The sequence below is a fragment of the Deltaproteobacteria bacterium genome (assembly GCA_021737785.1).
Classification (GTDB): Bacteria; Desulfobacterota; DSM-4660; order Desulfatiglandales; family Desulfatiglandaceae; genus AUK324.
The window spans coordinates 31,479-47,584 of sequence record JAIPDI010000033.1 but is presented as its reverse complement, the minus strand read 5'-3'; the positions used below and the strand labels follow the sequence as shown (position 1 = coordinate 47,584).

At 56.9% G+C, this 16,106-nt stretch carries 13 protein-coding genes and 1 tRNA gene; 8 read left to right on the top strand and 6 right to left on the bottom strand.

The annotated features are described in order from the left end of the window. Positions 1–6: 6 nt before the first annotated feature. A complete protein-coding gene (locus K9N21_16135) occupies positions 7–375 on the bottom strand; it encodes a hypothetical protein (GenBank protein MCF8145446.1) in 369 nt (122 codons plus the stop codon). Positions 376–555: 180 nt separating this feature from the next. On the opposite strand from K9N21_16135, the gene K9N21_16130 reads away from it, so the two are divergent. The 7 genes from K9N21_16130 (at position 556) to K9N21_16100 (ending at position 10,563) form a co-directional block, all read left to right on the top strand. After that, a complete protein-coding gene (locus tag K9N21_16130) occupies positions 556–1,374 on the top strand; it encodes a L,D-transpeptidase (protein ID MCF8145445.1) in 819 nt (272 codons plus the stop codon). Positions 1,375–1,597: 223 nt separating this feature from the next. Next, entirely contained in the window at positions 1,598–2,200 is a 603-nt protein-coding gene (gene lexA, locus K9N21_16125) for a transcriptional repressor LexA (GenBank protein ID MCF8145444.1), read from the top strand. 90 nt (positions 2,201–2,290) lie between these two features. Further along, positions 2,291–3,457, top strand: coding sequence for a DNA polymerase IV (locus K9N21_16120; protein ID MCF8145443.1), 1,167 nt, complete (start codon positions 2,291–2,293; stop codon positions 3,455–3,457). 158 nt (positions 3,458–3,615) lie between these two features. Beyond that, complete coding sequence (locus K9N21_16115; GenBank protein MCF8145442.1) at positions 3,616–6,675, top strand: DNA polymerase III subunit alpha; 3,060 nt, start codon at positions 3,616–3,618, stop codon at positions 6,673–6,675. A gap of 342 nt (positions 6,676–7,017) precedes the next feature. Next, entirely contained in the window at positions 7,018–9,111 is a 2,094-nt protein-coding gene (shc, locus tag K9N21_16110; GenBank protein ID MCF8145441.1) for a squalene--hopene cyclase, read from the top strand. Next, complete coding sequence (locus tag K9N21_16105) at positions 9,108–9,890, top strand: hypothetical protein (GenBank protein MCF8145440.1); 783 nt, start codon at positions 9,108–9,110, stop codon at positions 9,888–9,890. Before shc ends, K9N21_16105 begins: the two co-directional genes overlap by 4 nt. A gap of 145 nt (positions 9,891–10,035) precedes the next feature. Further along, complete coding sequence (locus K9N21_16100) at positions 10,036–10,563, top strand: DUF6125 family protein (protein ID MCF8145439.1); 528 nt, start codon at positions 10,036–10,038, stop codon at positions 10,561–10,563. Positions 10,564–10,566: 3 nt separating this feature from the next. On the opposite strand, the gene K9N21_16095 is transcribed toward K9N21_16100, so the two are convergent. Beyond that, positions 10,567–11,421, bottom strand: a complete 855-nt coding sequence (locus K9N21_16095; protein MCF8145438.1) for a CoA pyrophosphatase — start codon at positions 11,419–11,421, stop codon at positions 10,567–10,569. A 381-nt stretch (positions 11,422–11,802) separates the two neighbouring features. Between K9N21_16095 and K9N21_16090 the strand changes: the two genes are divergently transcribed. Continuing rightward, the gene (locus K9N21_16090) at positions 11,803–12,738 is read left to right on the top strand and encodes an EamA family transporter (protein MCF8145437.1); all 936 of its coding nucleotides are present in this window, start codon (positions 11,803–11,805) and stop codon (positions 12,736–12,738) included. Positions 12,739–13,033: 295 nt separating this feature from the next. Here the strand turns inward: K9N21_16090 and K9N21_16085 are convergent. The 4 genes from K9N21_16085 to gcvH all read right to left on the bottom strand — a co-directional run bounded on the left by K9N21_16085 (position 13,034) and on the right by gcvH (position 16,089). Continuing rightward, positions 13,034–13,110: transfer RNA gene (locus K9N21_16085), tRNA-Lys, on the bottom strand. A gap of 59 nt (positions 13,111–13,169) precedes the next feature. Beyond that, on the bottom strand, positions 13,170–14,210 hold the full coding sequence (locus K9N21_16080; GenBank protein MCF8145436.1) for a radical SAM protein: 1,041 nt from the start codon (positions 14,208–14,210) through the stop codon (positions 13,170–13,172). A gap of 198 nt (positions 14,211–14,408) precedes the next feature. Then, positions 14,409–15,554, bottom strand: coding sequence for a hypothetical protein (locus tag K9N21_16075; protein ID MCF8145435.1), 1,146 nt, complete (start codon positions 15,552–15,554; stop codon positions 14,409–14,411). Between the two features lie 79 nt (positions 15,555–15,633). Then, positions 15,634–16,089 carry a glycine cleavage system protein GcvH gene (gene gcvH, locus K9N21_16070; protein ID MCF8145434.1) on the bottom strand — a complete coding sequence of 152 codons (456 nt, stop codon included), beginning with the start codon at positions 16,087–16,089 and terminating at the stop codon, positions 15,634–15,636. Between the last annotated feature and the right edge of the window lie 17 nt (positions 16,090–16,106).

The following is a 16,106-nucleotide window of genomic DNA, read 5'->3' as shown; positions in this document are numbered from 1 at the left end:
GGGCGGCTACTTCTTAAGGGATTTTTCGAAGATGCGTTCTGTCTTTTTGGCTACGGCCTCTGCACGCTCTGCGGCATCCATCGCCTTGGTGGCGGCCATGTCGGCCCTGTTTGCAGTCTGCTCAGCACTGAAAGCGGCCTTTTCGAGGCGTGCGACCATGTCTTCAAGTTTTTTGTTGACGGCCTCGGCCCTGGCCGCGGCGGCCTCGGCTTTGGCGGCCGCAGCCCTGGCCTCTTCGGCCGATTGCTTGGTCCCCTCCAAAAAGGCCCTGTCTTCTTTGGTGAGGGTGGCACAGCCCCCAAAGCCCAAGAGGCATAAGAGACCGCCAAAGGCAATCGTTTTGGAAAACATCCTGTTCATTCTTTGCATCAACATCTTCTATCCTCCTTTCCGGGTATATGGTTCGACACGCTTATGTTATCAAATTTTGCGTTGAAAAATCAATTCATAATATTTCTGGTTCTGATTTTTTCAACCGTAAATGCCCGATCGGAAACCCCGCCACTCAACACCGGACGAATCATAATTATAGACAAGGCCAGGAAGAAATTGGTCGTGGTTGCGGATGGGGAACAGGCCGCCGAATTTCCGGCCGCATTCGGCATAGACCCTGATTCAGACAAATACAAGTCATTTGACGGCGCGACCCCTGAAGGCCTTTATGTCATCACTTATAAGAAATACAAAAGCGAATTCCACCGGTTCCTGGGCATCTCTTACCCCAATCTTGCCGACGCGGCCAGGGGTTTGGCCCAAGGTGTGATATCTCTCAAGGAATATAAAAAAATATATCAAGACATTCGGAAGTCAGGCCATACACCCTGCGGTACCGGCCTGGGCTGCGGCATCGGGATCCATGGCGGAGGGGTTTTCAGATATTTCGGCAAGAACAAAGAGACCGACTGGACCGAGGGCTGCATCGCATTGGACAATCCGGCCATGGAAAAGCTATTCAATCTCTGCAGGCCCGGAGACCCCGTCATCATATTCAACAGTCGCAGAAATCTTTGCGGCATCATCAGACCGTTTACCCATATAAAGGATATGGACGAGAACGGGGTGCCGATCTGCCCGGACGGTATCTGCACCTACCAGGTCGAGGTCCCTGTCTCTTGGGGCCGAATGATCATAATCATCAAGGAAGGAAAAGACTACGGCAGGTCCATGAAGGTCATGGGGTATAAAGACGATGTTCAGAAGCCGTTTTTTATTCTTGTTGACCGCAATGCGGACGGCTATTTATCGACTGTTGACAGCATAAGCGGTTCTATAGCAGATGAGAAAAGGCCCGATGCAACATACGAACGGATAAGAGAAGCGGTTGTCAGCGCCCTTTCCAGGGGCGACATTTTGGATTCAGTCGACGGTCGATAGCCTCCTGCAGACGCCATTACCCTTTGCGGTGTCATAATATCTTCCTTCCATCCATTTGCGGTGTATCCCTCCTTTACAGATACAGACAGCCGCTCATTTTTTCCTGTTGACTTTCAGTTTAATTTACAGTATTCTCCATCCATACCAGGATCAAGGAGAGTTGCGGTGGGAATGCGGCCCGTTATCCAACCGCCGCTCCCGCTTCTAGGGTGAGGAGGAGCCGATGAAATTGACGGATAAACAAAAGGACTTTCTGGATTATATCTCCAGGTATGTGGAATCGTGGGGAACGGCCCCTTCCTTTGACGAGATCTGCGCCCATTTCGGTTTTGCCTCATATAACACGGTCACCACCTATCTCAAGATCCTGGAGCGGAAGGGCTATATCCGGCTGCCGAAGGAAAAAAACCGGAAACGGGCCATGGAGATCATCAGCCCGGTGGAGAACAGGCGGTTCGAATTCCCCCTGTTGGGACGGGTGGCGGCGGGGCGGCCGATCGAGGCCATCGAAGACCGAAGCGTGGTGGAGGTCCCGCCCTCCATGGCCGACAGCGGAGAGTGTTTTGTGCTCCAGGTGGCAGGGGATTCCATGGAAGAGGATGGGATCCTGGACGGGGATTTCGTGGTGGTGAGACGACAACCCGTGGCACAGAACGGAGATATTGTGGTGGCGCTCATCAATAACGAAGCAACGGTCAAAAGGTATTACCGGGGAAAGGGTCACATCGAACTCCGGCCTGCCCATGCAGGGATGGAATCCATACGGGTCAACAGGGGGGATCTTTGCATCGAGGGAAAGGTGGTGGGGGTGATGAGGTATCTGTAGGATTGTCGATTGAAGATTGAAGATTGAAGAACTCACACCAACAACCCAACAACCCAACAAACGCAACAACCCAATAAACCCAACAAACCGATGCCCCGCCACATCATCCATTTTCATGTACCCGCCCTCCCCATTGCCGTGGCCCGGATCTCCCGGCCGGAGTTGAGATACCGGCCCGTGGCCATGGCCGCGGGCCGGTCAGGGCGCTCCCTGGTCCTGTCTGTTTCCCGGGAGGCCCGTAGCGAGGGGGTGTTCAAGGGGATGTCGCTTCAAAAGGCCCGGACATGCTGTCCGGGCCTGACAATCCTTTCCCCGGATCCGCGGGCCGCGGAACAGGCCTGCCGGGAGCTTGCCCGGGTCGCGGCCCGATACACGCCCCGATATGAACCCTGCGGGCCGGGGCACATGTATCTGGATCTTACCGGTACAGAGCGGCTCTGGGGAAAGGCCAGAGACGCGGCATGTCGTCTCAGGAACGAGATCCGGGAGCGCTTGGGTCTCATGGGGACTGCCGGGGTTGCCGGCAATAAAATGGTCTCCAGCATCGCGTCCCGGACCGTTCCCTCCGAGGGGGTGCTGAACGTGGATCATGGCCGGGAGGCCGGTTTCATGGCCCCCCTGAAGGTCGGACTGATGCCCGGCATCGGCCCTGTACGCCGGAAACTCCTCGCAGAGGAGCTGAACATCGTCCGCATTCGACAGTTGGCGGCCCTGGATCTGAACCGTCTGGCACTCATCTTTGGCCGGCAGGCCTATATGATCCATGAGAGGGCCTTGGGGATCGATCCCACGCCGGTGTATCCCTTGTCCAGGGTGCCGGTGATCGCCGAAGTGATCACCCTCCCCCAGGAAGAGGTCGATGATCCAAGGCTCTTGGGATATCTCTATCGGCTGGTGGAGACATGCGGCCGGCGGATGCGAAAACAGGGGCTGATCCCCCGGAAGGCCGGATTGCGCATCCGGTATGCCGACCATGTGGAAACAGGAGGGCGGTTGAAACTGCCCCGGCCCGGTTTCCAGGATCATGATCTCTACGCCCCGTTGGAAGCATTATTTTTTAAGCAATGCACCCGGCGGGTCCGGGTGGGATTCATCAAGGCATGGTTCTGGGAATTTTCCCGGCCCGACCCGCAACTGACCCTCTTTGACGCCCCGTCTCCGGATGAAGAAAGACGATCCGTGCTCACCCGGACCCTGGACCGCATTCGGGACCGGTATGGAGAAAATGGTATTATGTATGGAAAAAGCAAGGCGTGAGGCACAAGGCGCAAGGGCAGCCCCGACGGCCACACTGCCAACAACGATCAGAGACGCGTCCGGCCACTTCTTTGGTGGATGCTTTGAGCTTTTGGCTTCTTCCTCACGCCTAACGCCCTGCGCCTAACGCCTAATGCCTTGTGCCTAACGCCTACATCATGTCCTTCATCCATCTGAATGTTCATTCCGATTATTCCAGGGGCTGGGGGCTCGCCACCATCGAGGAACTCTGTGGAGCGGCCCAGGGCCTGGGCATAAAACGGCTTGCCCTGACCGATACCAACGGCATCTACGGAACGGTCTTTTTTGTGAGGATGGCCAAAGAGGCGGGCATTGCGCCGATCGTGGGGAGCGAACTCCTGCACGATGGTCGACGGGCGGTGGCGATCGTCAAGGACCGGGAGGGGTATGCCAACCTGTGCCACCTCCTCTCGGCCCTTCACTGCCATGACGATTTTGACCTGGTTCGGTCCCTCAGGGAACGACGTCGGGGGCTCATTGTCTTTTCCGACGATTTCAGCCTGCTCAAGGCCCTTAAACGGGATGCCCTCCGGGATCTCTTTGTGGAGATGTCCCCTGGCTGGCAGATGGCCCGCTGCCATGCCTTTTCCCGCCAGACCGGCATCCCTCCCCTGGCTACCAACCGGGTCTATATGCTCAGAAAAGACCAGTTCCGGCTCCACCGGATCCTGAGGTCCGTCTTCCTGAACACCAAGCTCTCCAGACTTTCGACTGAAGACACCTGCCGGGAACACAGCTTTTTAAACGCCCCCCAGGACATGATCGACCAGTATCCCCACGCCCCTGCGGCCATCGCCAACACCGTGAAGGCGGCGGAGTCGGCCCTTGTGGACTGGGATATGGACCGGATCATCTTTCCGGCCTTTGACGGCCTAGACCCGGACGAGGCGTATCATCGACTCTATGGGGCTGCCATGGACGGGTGCCGGCGGCGATACGGCAGCATGACCCCTGAGGTGACGGCGCGACTGGCGCATGAGATGCGAATCATCCGGGAAAAGGAATTCGCCTCGTATTTTCTGGTGGTTGAGAACATCACAAAAATGGCGGGTCGGTCCTGCGGCCGGGGGAGCGCCGCGGCCTCCATTGTCTCCTATGCATTGGGGATCACCCATGTGGACCCGATCCAACACCATCTTTTCTTCGAGCGGTTCCTGAATCCCGGCCGGATGGACCCCCCGGATATCGATGTGGATGTACCCTGGGATGAGCGGGATCAGGTGTTTGACACGGTCTTTGCCCGATACGGCAACCGCTGCACGGCCATGGTGGCGAATCACAATACCCTCGGCCCCCGATCAGCTATCCGGGAGGTGGCCAGGGTCTTTGGCCTGACCGATGCGGAGATCGGTCGGGTGACCCGTCAGGTCGGGTTTGGATGGCATCTGAGCGGGGCATGGGAGGAACTGGCCCGTCATCCCAAGATGAGAGGGGTGGCCTTTGGCAAACCGTGGGACGAGATCCTGACCGCGGCCTTTCAGTTGCAGGGACATTTCAATCACCTTGCCACGCACTGCGGCGGGGTGGTGATCGTTCCGGATGAGATCCGGAGGCACTGTCCGGTGGAGATTGCCCATAACGGCCGGCAGGTCCTCCAGTGGGAAAAGGATTCGGTGGAGGAGGCAGGCCTCGTCAAGATCGACATCCTGGGAAACCGGAGTCTGTCGGTCATTCGGGACGCCCTCGGCCTGGTGGAGCGAAATTACGGCCAGCGCATCGATTATGCCTCCCTGAACCCCCTCAGCGACCCAAAGACCATACGGATCTTTTATGAAGGGGATACGTTCGGGGTTTTTTATTTTGAAAGCCCTGCCACCCGGCAGGTCCTGAGCAAGCTCAGATCCGGGTTTACCTTTGACCGGTATATGGCCCTGGACCACTTTCTTCTCAATGTGATCGTCACCTCCATTATCCGACCCGGCGCCAATCAGAGCATCCACACCTGGATATCCAGACTTCACGGGGAACCCTGGTCCCCGCCCCACCCCCTGCTGGGGCCGGTCCTGAAAGAGACCCTGGGGGTGATGGTGTTTCAGGAACAACTGAGCCAGGCTGCGGTTCACCTGGCCGGATTCGACCCCGGCGAGGCCGATACCCTCAGAAAGACGGTCAGCAAGAAGCATAAGGAAAAACGGCTGAGGGATTTTTATGCCCGGTTTGTCCAGGGGGCCTCTGACCGGGGGGTGGACCGGGGGGTCATTGAGGCGGTCTGGCAGATGATGATCGGCTTTGACGGGTACAGCTTCTGCAAACCCCATTCCGCCAGCTACACCCTGGTGGCCTATAAGTCGGCCTGGCTCAGGGCCCATTACCCGGCCGAATTCATGGCAGCGGTCATCTCCAACCAGGGGGGCTACTACACCACCCTCAGCTATATATCCGAGGCGAGGCGTATGGGGATACAGGTCCTCCCCCCGGATATCAACCGCAGCGAGATTCCCTATATCGGCAGAGACCGGCAGATCCGGGTCGGTCTGATGCAGTTGAAGGGCCTTTCTCAGGAGACCAGGGAAGCCGTTGTCCATGAACGGATGAAGCGGGGACCCTTTGTCTCCCTTGACAGTTTTCTCTATCGAACCACACCCCATCTCCATCTTCAGGACGTCAAGGCCCTCATCAAGGGGGGCTGTTTTGACGGCGTTGCCCGGGATACCTCCAGACCCGGACTCATGTGGGAGGCGCTCCGGTTTTTTGCCCGGGAAACGGGAAAACACTCGGACAGTCTGTTTCGCCATTTGCAGGCCCCTGCCCCGGGGCCCGGCGCCGCCGGATCCCGGGCGCCATATCCCAGGCAGGTCATGCTGCAGCATGAGGCCGAGGTCTTCGGCTTTGTCCTTTCGGTCCACCCCCTTGCCCTTTATGGGGATATCCTGAACAGCCTCGATTATGTCCGGGCCCGGGACCTTTCTTCCCGGATCGGCAGGGAGGTCACCCTCATCGGATGGCCTGTCACCGGAAAGACGGTGCATACGCAAAAGGGGGAACCGATGAAATTTATGACCTTTGAGGACCTTACCGCCCCTTATGAGGCCGTATTTTTCCCCAAGGTGTACCACAGATATTGCCATATGTTGAACGCGGCACGTCCTTATATCCTCAAAGGGAAGGTGGAAGAAACATTCAATACCGTAACCATAACGGTGAGCGCGGTTGGGTTGCTGAACAGGGGACAGAACAAAACGCGTCCGCCCTGCTAATTTTACTTGAATTTTTAAAAATTTTCATATATATGGGTCGTAACATGTTGCAGAAATCTGCACCCCGCTCCAGGTGTAGTGCTCTATTATGCGGGATTTTTTATAACTGTGTTTTTCTGGGTCTCTGTTAGGGTAGTTGTTGCCTGGCCGGGGCTCAGAAGCCGAGTGTATACCCTGTTGCACCAGCTTCAGCAGGACGCATCACAGGAAGAGGGACAGCATTTTGAGATGTAAATTCGAACGAAACGGAAAGATTGTCCGAATGGGTCTTTCTTTTAATAGCTCGAGGGGTGATCAGATGGTGACGGCGCTATTTCTTAATGAAGCAGTTGAGGCGAGTGAATGAAACAGAGTATTCGTACAGCGCTCAAGGCCTTTACCACCTCAAAAAGAGCTCCGCGTCCCACCCACGAATCTGCCCCTGTCCCGGAGGCCGCTGCAAAAGCGGCGGCGCCCACAACCTCTTTGTTCGCAGTCAAACGACTGGATGAGGTCATCGAGAGGGCAAGGGAACGGTTTCTGTCTATCCAGAACGCCAGAGGATACTGGGTTTTCGACGTGGAGGCAGACACGACTATCCCGTCGGAATACATCCTGCTTCAGCGATTTCTGGGCCGCAAGACCACCCCTGAACTCAGAGCAAAGATCGGCCGGTATCTGCGCCACAGACAGCTCGAAGACGGCGGCTGGCCCCTCTACTATGGGGGCGCGGGCGATATCAGCGCCTCGGTCAAGGCCTATTTTGCCTTGAAACAGTTGGGAGACTCGCCGGACGCCCCCCATATGGTCAGGGCGCGGGAGTTTATTCTGGGCCTGGGGGGCGCCGCCAGGGTAAACGTCTTCACCCGGATCACCCTGGCCCTGTTCGGTCAGGTCCTCTGGCGGACGACCCCTGCCATGCCGGTGGAGATCATGCTCCTGCCGAAGTGGTTCTTTTTTCATCTTCGGAAAGTCTCGTATTGGTCCCGGACCGTGATCGTCCCTCTTCTGATCCTCAATGCCAAGCACCCGGTCTGTGAGCTGCGGCCGGAGGAAGGCGTATCCGAGTTGTTCGTGGAATCGCCCCAGGACCTCCGTCACCTGGATCACCTGATCCCCCGCCATCTGATCAAAAACCTGTTTATCTTTCTGGACCGCATCCTCAAAATGGCCGATCCCCTGATCGCCAGGCCCTCACGGGAAAGGGCCATCCGGCTTGCCGAACGCTGGACCGTGGAGCGGATGCAGGGCGTGGGGGGCATCGGCGCCATCTTTCCGGCCATGGCCAATGCGGTGATGGCCCTCAGGGTGCTGGGGTATCCGGATCATCACCCCGATGTTGTCCGGGGGCTGAAGGCCATCGACGATCTTCTGGTGGATCACGGAGAGGAGGCCTGTTGCCAGCCGTGCGTCTCTCCCGTATGGGATACGTGCCTGAGTCTATCGGCGATGCTCGAGGCCGGCACGGCCCCTGAAGATGAGGCGGTCCAAAAGGCCATAGACTGGCTCTTTGAGAACCTTATACGGGTCCCCGGGGACTGGAGCTATCGGGCCCCTGATCTGGAACCGGCAGGCTGGGCCTTTCAGTTTGAAAACACCCTTTACCCGGATGTCGACGACACGCCGATGGTCCTTATGGCGCTGCTTCGGGCAGGGGCCTTGAATCAGGGTGCCCATCGGGAAAACATCAGAAAGGCGGTCAACTGGGTGATCGGCATGCAGAGTTCTGACGGGGGATGGGGGGCCTTTGATATCGACAACAACTACCTGTACCTGAACAACATCCCCTTTGCCGATCATGGGGCGCTCCTGGATCCGAGCACATCCGATCTGACAGGGCGCTGCATCGAGATGTTGGCCATGCTCGGATATGGTCGTGATTTCCCGCCGGTTGCCAGGGGGCTCGAGTTTCTCCGCAGAGAACAGGAGACATTCGGGGGCTGGTTCGGCCGGTGGGGCGTCAACTACATCTACGGCACCTGGTCTGTGCTCAAAGGCCTCGGCCGTCTGGGCGAGGATGTATCCCAACCGTATATTCAAAAGGCGGTGGACTGGTTGAAATCGTGCCAGAATCCCGACAACGGGTGGGGAGAAACCTGCTACAGCTACAAAGATCCCTCCCTGGCCGGCAAAGGGGAGAGTACGCCATCCCAGACCGCGTGGGCCTTGCTGGGGCTCATGGCCGTTGGCGAAGTGGAGAGTTCGGCGGTTCAGCGCGGGATCCATTACCTTCTCACCCATCAGGACAGTGATGGGAGGTGGGACGAACAGATCTTCACCGGTACCGGTTTCCCCAATGTCTTTTATCTGCGCTATCACGGCTATGCTCAGTTTTTCCCTCTCTGGGCCCTGGGCGAATACCGGAGACTTCGTGCCGGGAGATCCACCCGGCAGGAAGAGGTAAGCCTTGCATCGCCGGCCGGTTGGTCCTTCCCTGCATTAAAAATCAGATCATGAATCCGGCCGTAGGCCTGGTCGTTGCGTTGAATGCCGAGGCAAGGGCCCTGATCGGGCACGGCCGGTGGCAGCAGGCCGGAGGGTGTCTCTTCCGGCGTTCCCGCCTCACCGACAGCACCCATCTCATTGTTGTGCGCTCAGGCATGGGGTCGAAAAACGCCTCAACGGCCTCGAAGTGGCTGATCGGCGAAGGGGTGTCGGGATTGGCCGTTTCAGGGGTCTCAGGGGGGCTCTGTCCGGACCTTGCGCCCGGAGACCTGGTTCTTGCCGACTCGGTGATTCAAGACGATGGCAATCCGATAAATGAGACGCGGGAAGTGAGTTTTGCAGGTGTGGACAAGGCGTATGGGGCGCTCACGGACAGAAGATTCCCTGTATATCGCGGCCCCATCATTACCGTTCAAAGGCCTGTCCTTTCGACAGGGGAGAAACAGGCGCTCTTCACAAAGACCCGGGCACTGGCCGTGGACATGGAGAGTGCGGCCGTAGCCGCGGCCGCGGGGAACGCGGGTCTCCCCTTTTTTGCCTTTCGGGCCGTGAGTGATCCGGCCGCTTGTTCGATTCCCCACGATCTCTTCGACTGCATCGATCAGAACGCGCGTGTACGCCCTTTCCATCTTTTGAAAATGCTGTTGCTGAAGCGGGTCCTTATGTCCGAGCTGGTTCGAACCAAACGGGATTTTGATGCTGCCCTGGAAGGTGTGGGACGGGCATGGCACCTGGCGATCAGGGGCATCCTGCCGTCCTTGCTTGCCCCGACCGGCATGCTCGACCTGTAAATGGGCACTGGAACCGAAACGAAGCGACAACCGCCTTAACCCATTTGCGTACTTGAAGCAGATATTTTTGGGGTCAGCCTTTTTCCAAACTGTTATTCAATCGACAACCACACATCGACCATCACAAATCCTATTCGGAGGGGATATGGACCTTGAGATCTTTGATGAGATGGAGGCCCCTGAGCTCAGAAAATATATTGAGTTTCTCCTGTGGCACTACCGGGTGACCGATGCCTTTTGGTTTATTTATGTGGCCCAACACTTTGACCAGCCGACTGCTGAACGCCTCAATGAACAGGTCTGGAGTCGGGTGGCCGGCATGGCGGCAAAGGACCTTGTGCCCAGATTTGATATCCAGGAAAAGGGGCTGGAAGGGTTTGTAAAGGCGCTAAGGCTGTTCCCCTGGTGCATCCTGGTGGGGTATGACATCGAAACGTTGGAAAAAGAGGTGATTATATCCGTTAAAACCTGCCCCACCCAGGAGGCGCGGCTCAAGAGGGGATTGGAGGAGTACGTGTGCAAAGAGATGCACCGGGGGGAGTTTGAAGGGTTCGCCCGTGCAGTCGACGATCGGATTCAGGTCGAATGTCTGTTTGCGCCCCCGGATCCCCATCCTGAAGACATGTTCTGCAAGTGGCGGTTCTTCCTGAAAGAAGAGGGAAAAAACCAATAAGGGTTACGCGGTCTGCGATCTCCCGGCCCCGGTAATATATGTGTCATCCAGTGCCCCTTCAATGATGGGCCGCGTCTTTAGCGGGGGCGGAGTGAAGCTGAAAACAAGTTCCAGGAAGAGCATGGTGATCCGATAGGTGGCGCCCCAGAGGACTTCCCGTTCGTCGGGCAGTTGATGCACAAAACAGGGGAAGTCCCGGGTGACCCGCGGTGATCCCTGATTGCCCCCGATCTGCGGTCCGGGCCCCATCTGCAGACGATAACAGCCATAGCCATCCGGGTTCAACAGATCCCGGAACGGGATATAGATAATTTTTTTCACCTCCCAGTTGGGGAAGAAGCGTTTTTGATCTGTCCAGCCCGCCATGGGGTAGATGACCCGATCGAACATCTCGAGCTTCTGGCGGGGGAGGGGGCCGAGGAAGGTCACTCTCAGGGGGTTTAGGCGCATCTCCTCGATCCCTTCACGGAGGCTGGCCGCAAGAAGGAAGGAGAGTCTTCGGGCCTCTGTGGGCCGGAGGCCCTTCCAGTGCTGCCAGTAAGGCCAGCGGGCCAGGGGAAAGAGGGGAAGGCGGAGTATCCTGGCCAGATAGATGTCCAAACCCGGGGCCATCCGGCCGCCGGGGAAGCAGAGATCTCCCGGCTGCTTCACCTCTATGGATCGTTTGTTCAAAATGAGACAGGGTTCGGGAGTCACCCCCGGCCGGACGGGTTCCCTGCCTAACAGGAGCAGGACGGCAGAGGCGGCCGGGGACGCGGAGACCCCATCGGGAAAAAGGGGCGCATCGCTGTTTTTCTCCTGAAGCACGCGCAATATGTGTGCGCGCAGGGACGAAGCATTTCCCCGCAGATGAGGCATCTCTTATGACCCCTGGCAGAGACTTTGGATTCTCTATTGACGATTGATGATTGACATCGAGTTGCCGATTGCTGGTGAATGGCGAATGGTTCATAGCTCTGGCTGACGGCCGATGGACCTAAGCCCTTGTGCCTCATGCCTTGCGCCTACACTACCATAACAACCTTTGGCCCCTGTTTGCAAGAGGGCATCCGGGATGCCGGCAATTCTCATTATAAAGCAGCCTTGGAGCGCCAATCCTGTGTGAGCGGCATCTTGCCACGATGTTTGGCGGCTGGGAAGCCTCTCTTGCAGGGTAATCTTTCCATAACACAATGAGAATTGCCGTTGCGGTGCTTTCGCACGGATCCGCCAGGCTGTTTCAACTATCGGGAAAATGTCATGCCGCCAAACCCTGTTAAAGGATATCTTTATGTCGTCGGGGCCGCGGTCCTCTGGGCCTCGTCAGGGGTGGCCGGAAAGTCCCTCTTCTCCGGGGGCATCACCCCTTTTGAACTGGTGCAGATCCGGGTAACGGTATCGACGGTCCTGTTGGCCGTGGGGTTCTTCTTTTCAGACAGGACACTGTTCAGAATTCGCGGCAGAGACCTTTTCTATTTCCTTTTATTGGGCGGGGTCGCCATGGCCCTGGTCCAGATCACCTATTTTTACGCAGTCAGCAAGATACAGGTGGCTGCGGCCATCCTTCTCCAGTATCTGGCACCGATCCTGGTGGCTTTTTACGCGGTCTGCTTCTGGAGTGAACGCCTGACCCCGACCAAATTCGTGGCTCTTCTTTTTTCCCTGATGGGGTGCTGCCTCGTGGTGGGGGGATATAATCTTGATCTGCTCAGGATGAACTGGTTGGGGATTGTTTCGGCCCTGGCCTCGGCGGTTTGCTTTGCCGCCTATACCCTTTTGGGTGAGAAGGGGATGCACCGGTACACCCCCTGGACCGTGCTCTTTTATGCATTCCTCTTTGCAGCCCTTTCCTGGCACATCTTCTACCCCCCCTTTCACTATCTTCATGCAGGATACACCCTGGGTCAGTGGGCATGGATGCTCTATGTTTCGGTCATGGGGACCGTCCTTCCCTTTGCCCTCTTCTTTATGGGGATCAATCTGATCCGGTCCACCCGCGCCAGCATCACGGCAACGCTGGAGCCGATCTCCGCCGGACTCTTTGCCTATCTTTTTCTGGGGGAAGGGCTGGCGCCGCTTCAGATGGTCGGAGGGGCCATGGTGGTGGGCGCCATTGTCATGCTGCAGGTGAGGCAGGAGCGGGATGCGCTGGCCCCCGCCCTCATCAGGGCACGTCCCAACGGGACGACTCCTTGAAGGCCTTTAACCGAGACCATGATAGGCTCTTCATACAGCCTCGCCATGCTTTCCGGCTCTGTCCTGATTTCCTCCCTGATAGCTCGGGTTCCAGAACCTCAGCCTTTGACCCCCATGTCACGATCCAGAAGCGGATCTCGTCGGTGCCGGCCACCTTGAGCTTACTACGTTCATTCGAGTTTCCAGGGTTTCACAGGGTTCAAAACTGCTACCCTGCGGCTTTCTATTTTGGGCAGCATTTGGCCCAAAAAAGAAAAAAGGACCCAGGTTTTATCACCTAAGTCCTTTGTATTGCTGGTGGGCCGTGCGCGAGTCGAACGCGCGACCAACGGATTAAAAGTCCGCTGCTCTACCAAACTGAGCTAACGGCCCGATCACAAACCCTTACCTTAATACCTCCGGATCTTTCTGTCAAAGTGTTTTTCAGGAAATCAGACGGTTGTCCTGAAAATATTCAGGCGGATCAGATCCGTCTCTTCCTGATTGGGAAGATAGGGATAGTTCCATTGCCTAACGTCCGGGAGGCAATTGCCGAACGGACGGTTGCAGGCCACTTTGCCGTCCGGGCCCAGGCATCCGGTGGTCATGAAGGGTGTGCCCGATGCCACGATCTCATCGATTCTGCCGGGGGAAAGCCCGAAGTCAAGGATTTGTCCTGCCGCATCAAAATCGATGTCGTTGAAATTTATCACGCCCTCTTCAATCAGGTAACGGGCCAACTGTATCCTCAGATAGGCGGACCAGGGGGGGTGGGACATGTGGGCCAGACTGGAGCCCTCCTCGGCAAAGAAAGAGAAGAGATGACTGACGATCCCCATTCGCCACAGCCGGTCCATGAGCGATGTCATCTCCTGCTCGGTCTCTCCCATGCCCACCATGAGGTGGGCGCCCACGTGGCCGGCTCCGAAGACCTCCAGCCCTGCCTCGGCAATTGCCCAATATTTTTTCCATTTATGGGGGCCTGAAACCCCTTTTCCCCTGAATTTGTCAAAGAGCTCCGGGGTAGCGAGGTCTATGGCTACCCCGATCTTATCCGCCCCGCAGTCCTTCATTTCTGTCAGGTCCTGTTTCTCCAGGAGGGTGGGGCTGATGAGGATGGAGACGGGGATCGCCGTCTCTTGCGTGAGGCGGCGGGTCATTTGCAGGGTGTGGGCCCTGCATTTGCCATTGGTGATCATGGAGATGCAGGTCCGCGTCACGTAAGCCGGGGCCTTGTTGATGGCGTCGATAATCGTTTCCATCGAGTAGAGGGGCCATTCCACATGGATGAAGCTCTTCTCCGCATAGGTCCCGGGCCGTTTCTTGGCGAGCCCGCAGTAGGCGCAGTTGGCCGAGCATCCTTCGGGATAATGGACCAGGAGGTTGACGCACCGGTTGACCGCGCCCCGGTACATCCGTCCCCTCATCAGACCGAGGGAGAGGGCGCTGGCATGGCTCATCTTGGCATAATCAGGGCTTTGTTCTTTAGGCATGGGTACTGGTTGCTCGTTGCGCATTACTGGTTGCGGGTTCTTTGGGTTTATTGAGTTAGTTGAGTTTGTCGGGCAAATTCGCTGACTCCATGGTGTTGTCTCTTCAGATAACCGATAACTGATAACCGATTCCGCCTTTTCCTGTTGGGCTTTCAGCCTTCAGCCCCTCACGTCTTGTGTCTGATGCCTTGCGCCTTGTCACAGTCTCACCTGATTCTGTTTGGCCAACAGGATGGCTTCGGTGAGCGTTGATACATCCAGTCCATAGATCATATCGTCGTGCCACACAGCGGCGATGTTGGATTCGATGCTCTCCCTGCGGGCCGATGTCCACTTGAGGGCGTTTTCGATGCGATGCAGGTCTTCACTGGTGGAAAAAAAATCCCCTGTAATAAGGACGTGTTCAATGGAAGCGCCAGAGAGGGAGAGATAGATCTCCAGAAGACCGGCCCGGGTCTTGAGCTTTCCGACGCCCATCCTCGCCCTGGGATGCCGGTGGGAAAATATCCATTCGTCCTGGGTGTACCTTTCTTCAATCAGTCGGCGGATGGAATCCTGTTCCCATTCATCCGGGCTGTCTTCCCGGAAGGCGATGCCGAATCCCTCTTCAAAGGCGGTCTTGATCGCCTCCATCATTTCTGCGACCGGGAGGCCGCGGCCCAGTTCATCGCGAACCGTGGTCATGCGCTGGCTGAAGCAGTTATAGCCCTTGTCTTCCAGTTTGATGACCGGGGTATTCATAATGTCGGTCATCAGGCCGATATCAAAATCCACCAGGAGGCTGGTATGAAACAAGAGACAGGTGTCTGCCTCGGACGCGGCGGACAACCCCGCAATCTTTTTACCGTTTACCTCCAGATCATTTTTGGGCTGAAAACGGGCCTGGATGCCCACATGGTCCAGTGCGCCTATGAGAACCCGGCTGAGAGATTCAAATACACCCCCGACACCCTTTTTGAGCCCCGGATAATCCACGTTAATCCCCAGGCCCAGGGCCACGATCTCCGGCCCCATGATGACGGTCCCGCCGCCCGTGCTCCTTCGATTATATTGGATTTTCCGGGCCCTGCACCGATCTATCTTGAGGGCCGCCTCGATATCCTGGTATTTTCCCACAATACCGGAGGGGACAAAGGTGTACAGATGGAGGATCGGGGGCGAACCGTGCTGCGCAACAGACTGGGGGAGGGTGTCATCCACTGCCAGACCTTCGGCAGTGGAGACCGACCTCTCGAGATTTCTGAAAAGCCGCCACTCTCGGGACATGGTCTTATCCGATATCCACTGCATGGCGAAAAGACGCACGATGCACAGAAAGGAGCGTCGAAAGCCTGCAGTTCCCATGGCTGCAACAGCATACCGGTGGATTTTGACGCTTTACGAGATCATCACTATTCATTTTTCCATATTCAATACGCAATGATCATCCCTGCTCGGCCTTGGCCCGTTCTTCCTCTGTTCTGGCGATTTCCCGGTCCACAAAGTCTGAAACCGCATCGCCGTGGATCAGGTTTTTAAGCTCTGCCTGAAGATCGTCTTCATCCTCTGCGTTGATCACCAGGATCCACCCCTCCCCGTAGGGATCCGAATTGATCAGACTGGTGTCTTCCTCCAGGTCCTCATTGATTTCCGCAATTTCACCGGAAACAGGGGCCACTAATTTGCCGATCCATTTCCTGGACTGGATTTTTCCGCAGGTCTCGCCCTGGCTGACGTCATCTTCCTCTTCGGGGAGATCCACAAAGACAATATCCCCGGCCTCTTTCTGGAACATGTCGGTCATCCCGACCGTCACCTTGGTGCCCTCCACCCTGGCCCAACTGTGTTCCTCATGATAGTACAGCTCGTCCGGCATGTTGTATCCCTTGATTTCAGCCATTTTTAACACCTCCCTCA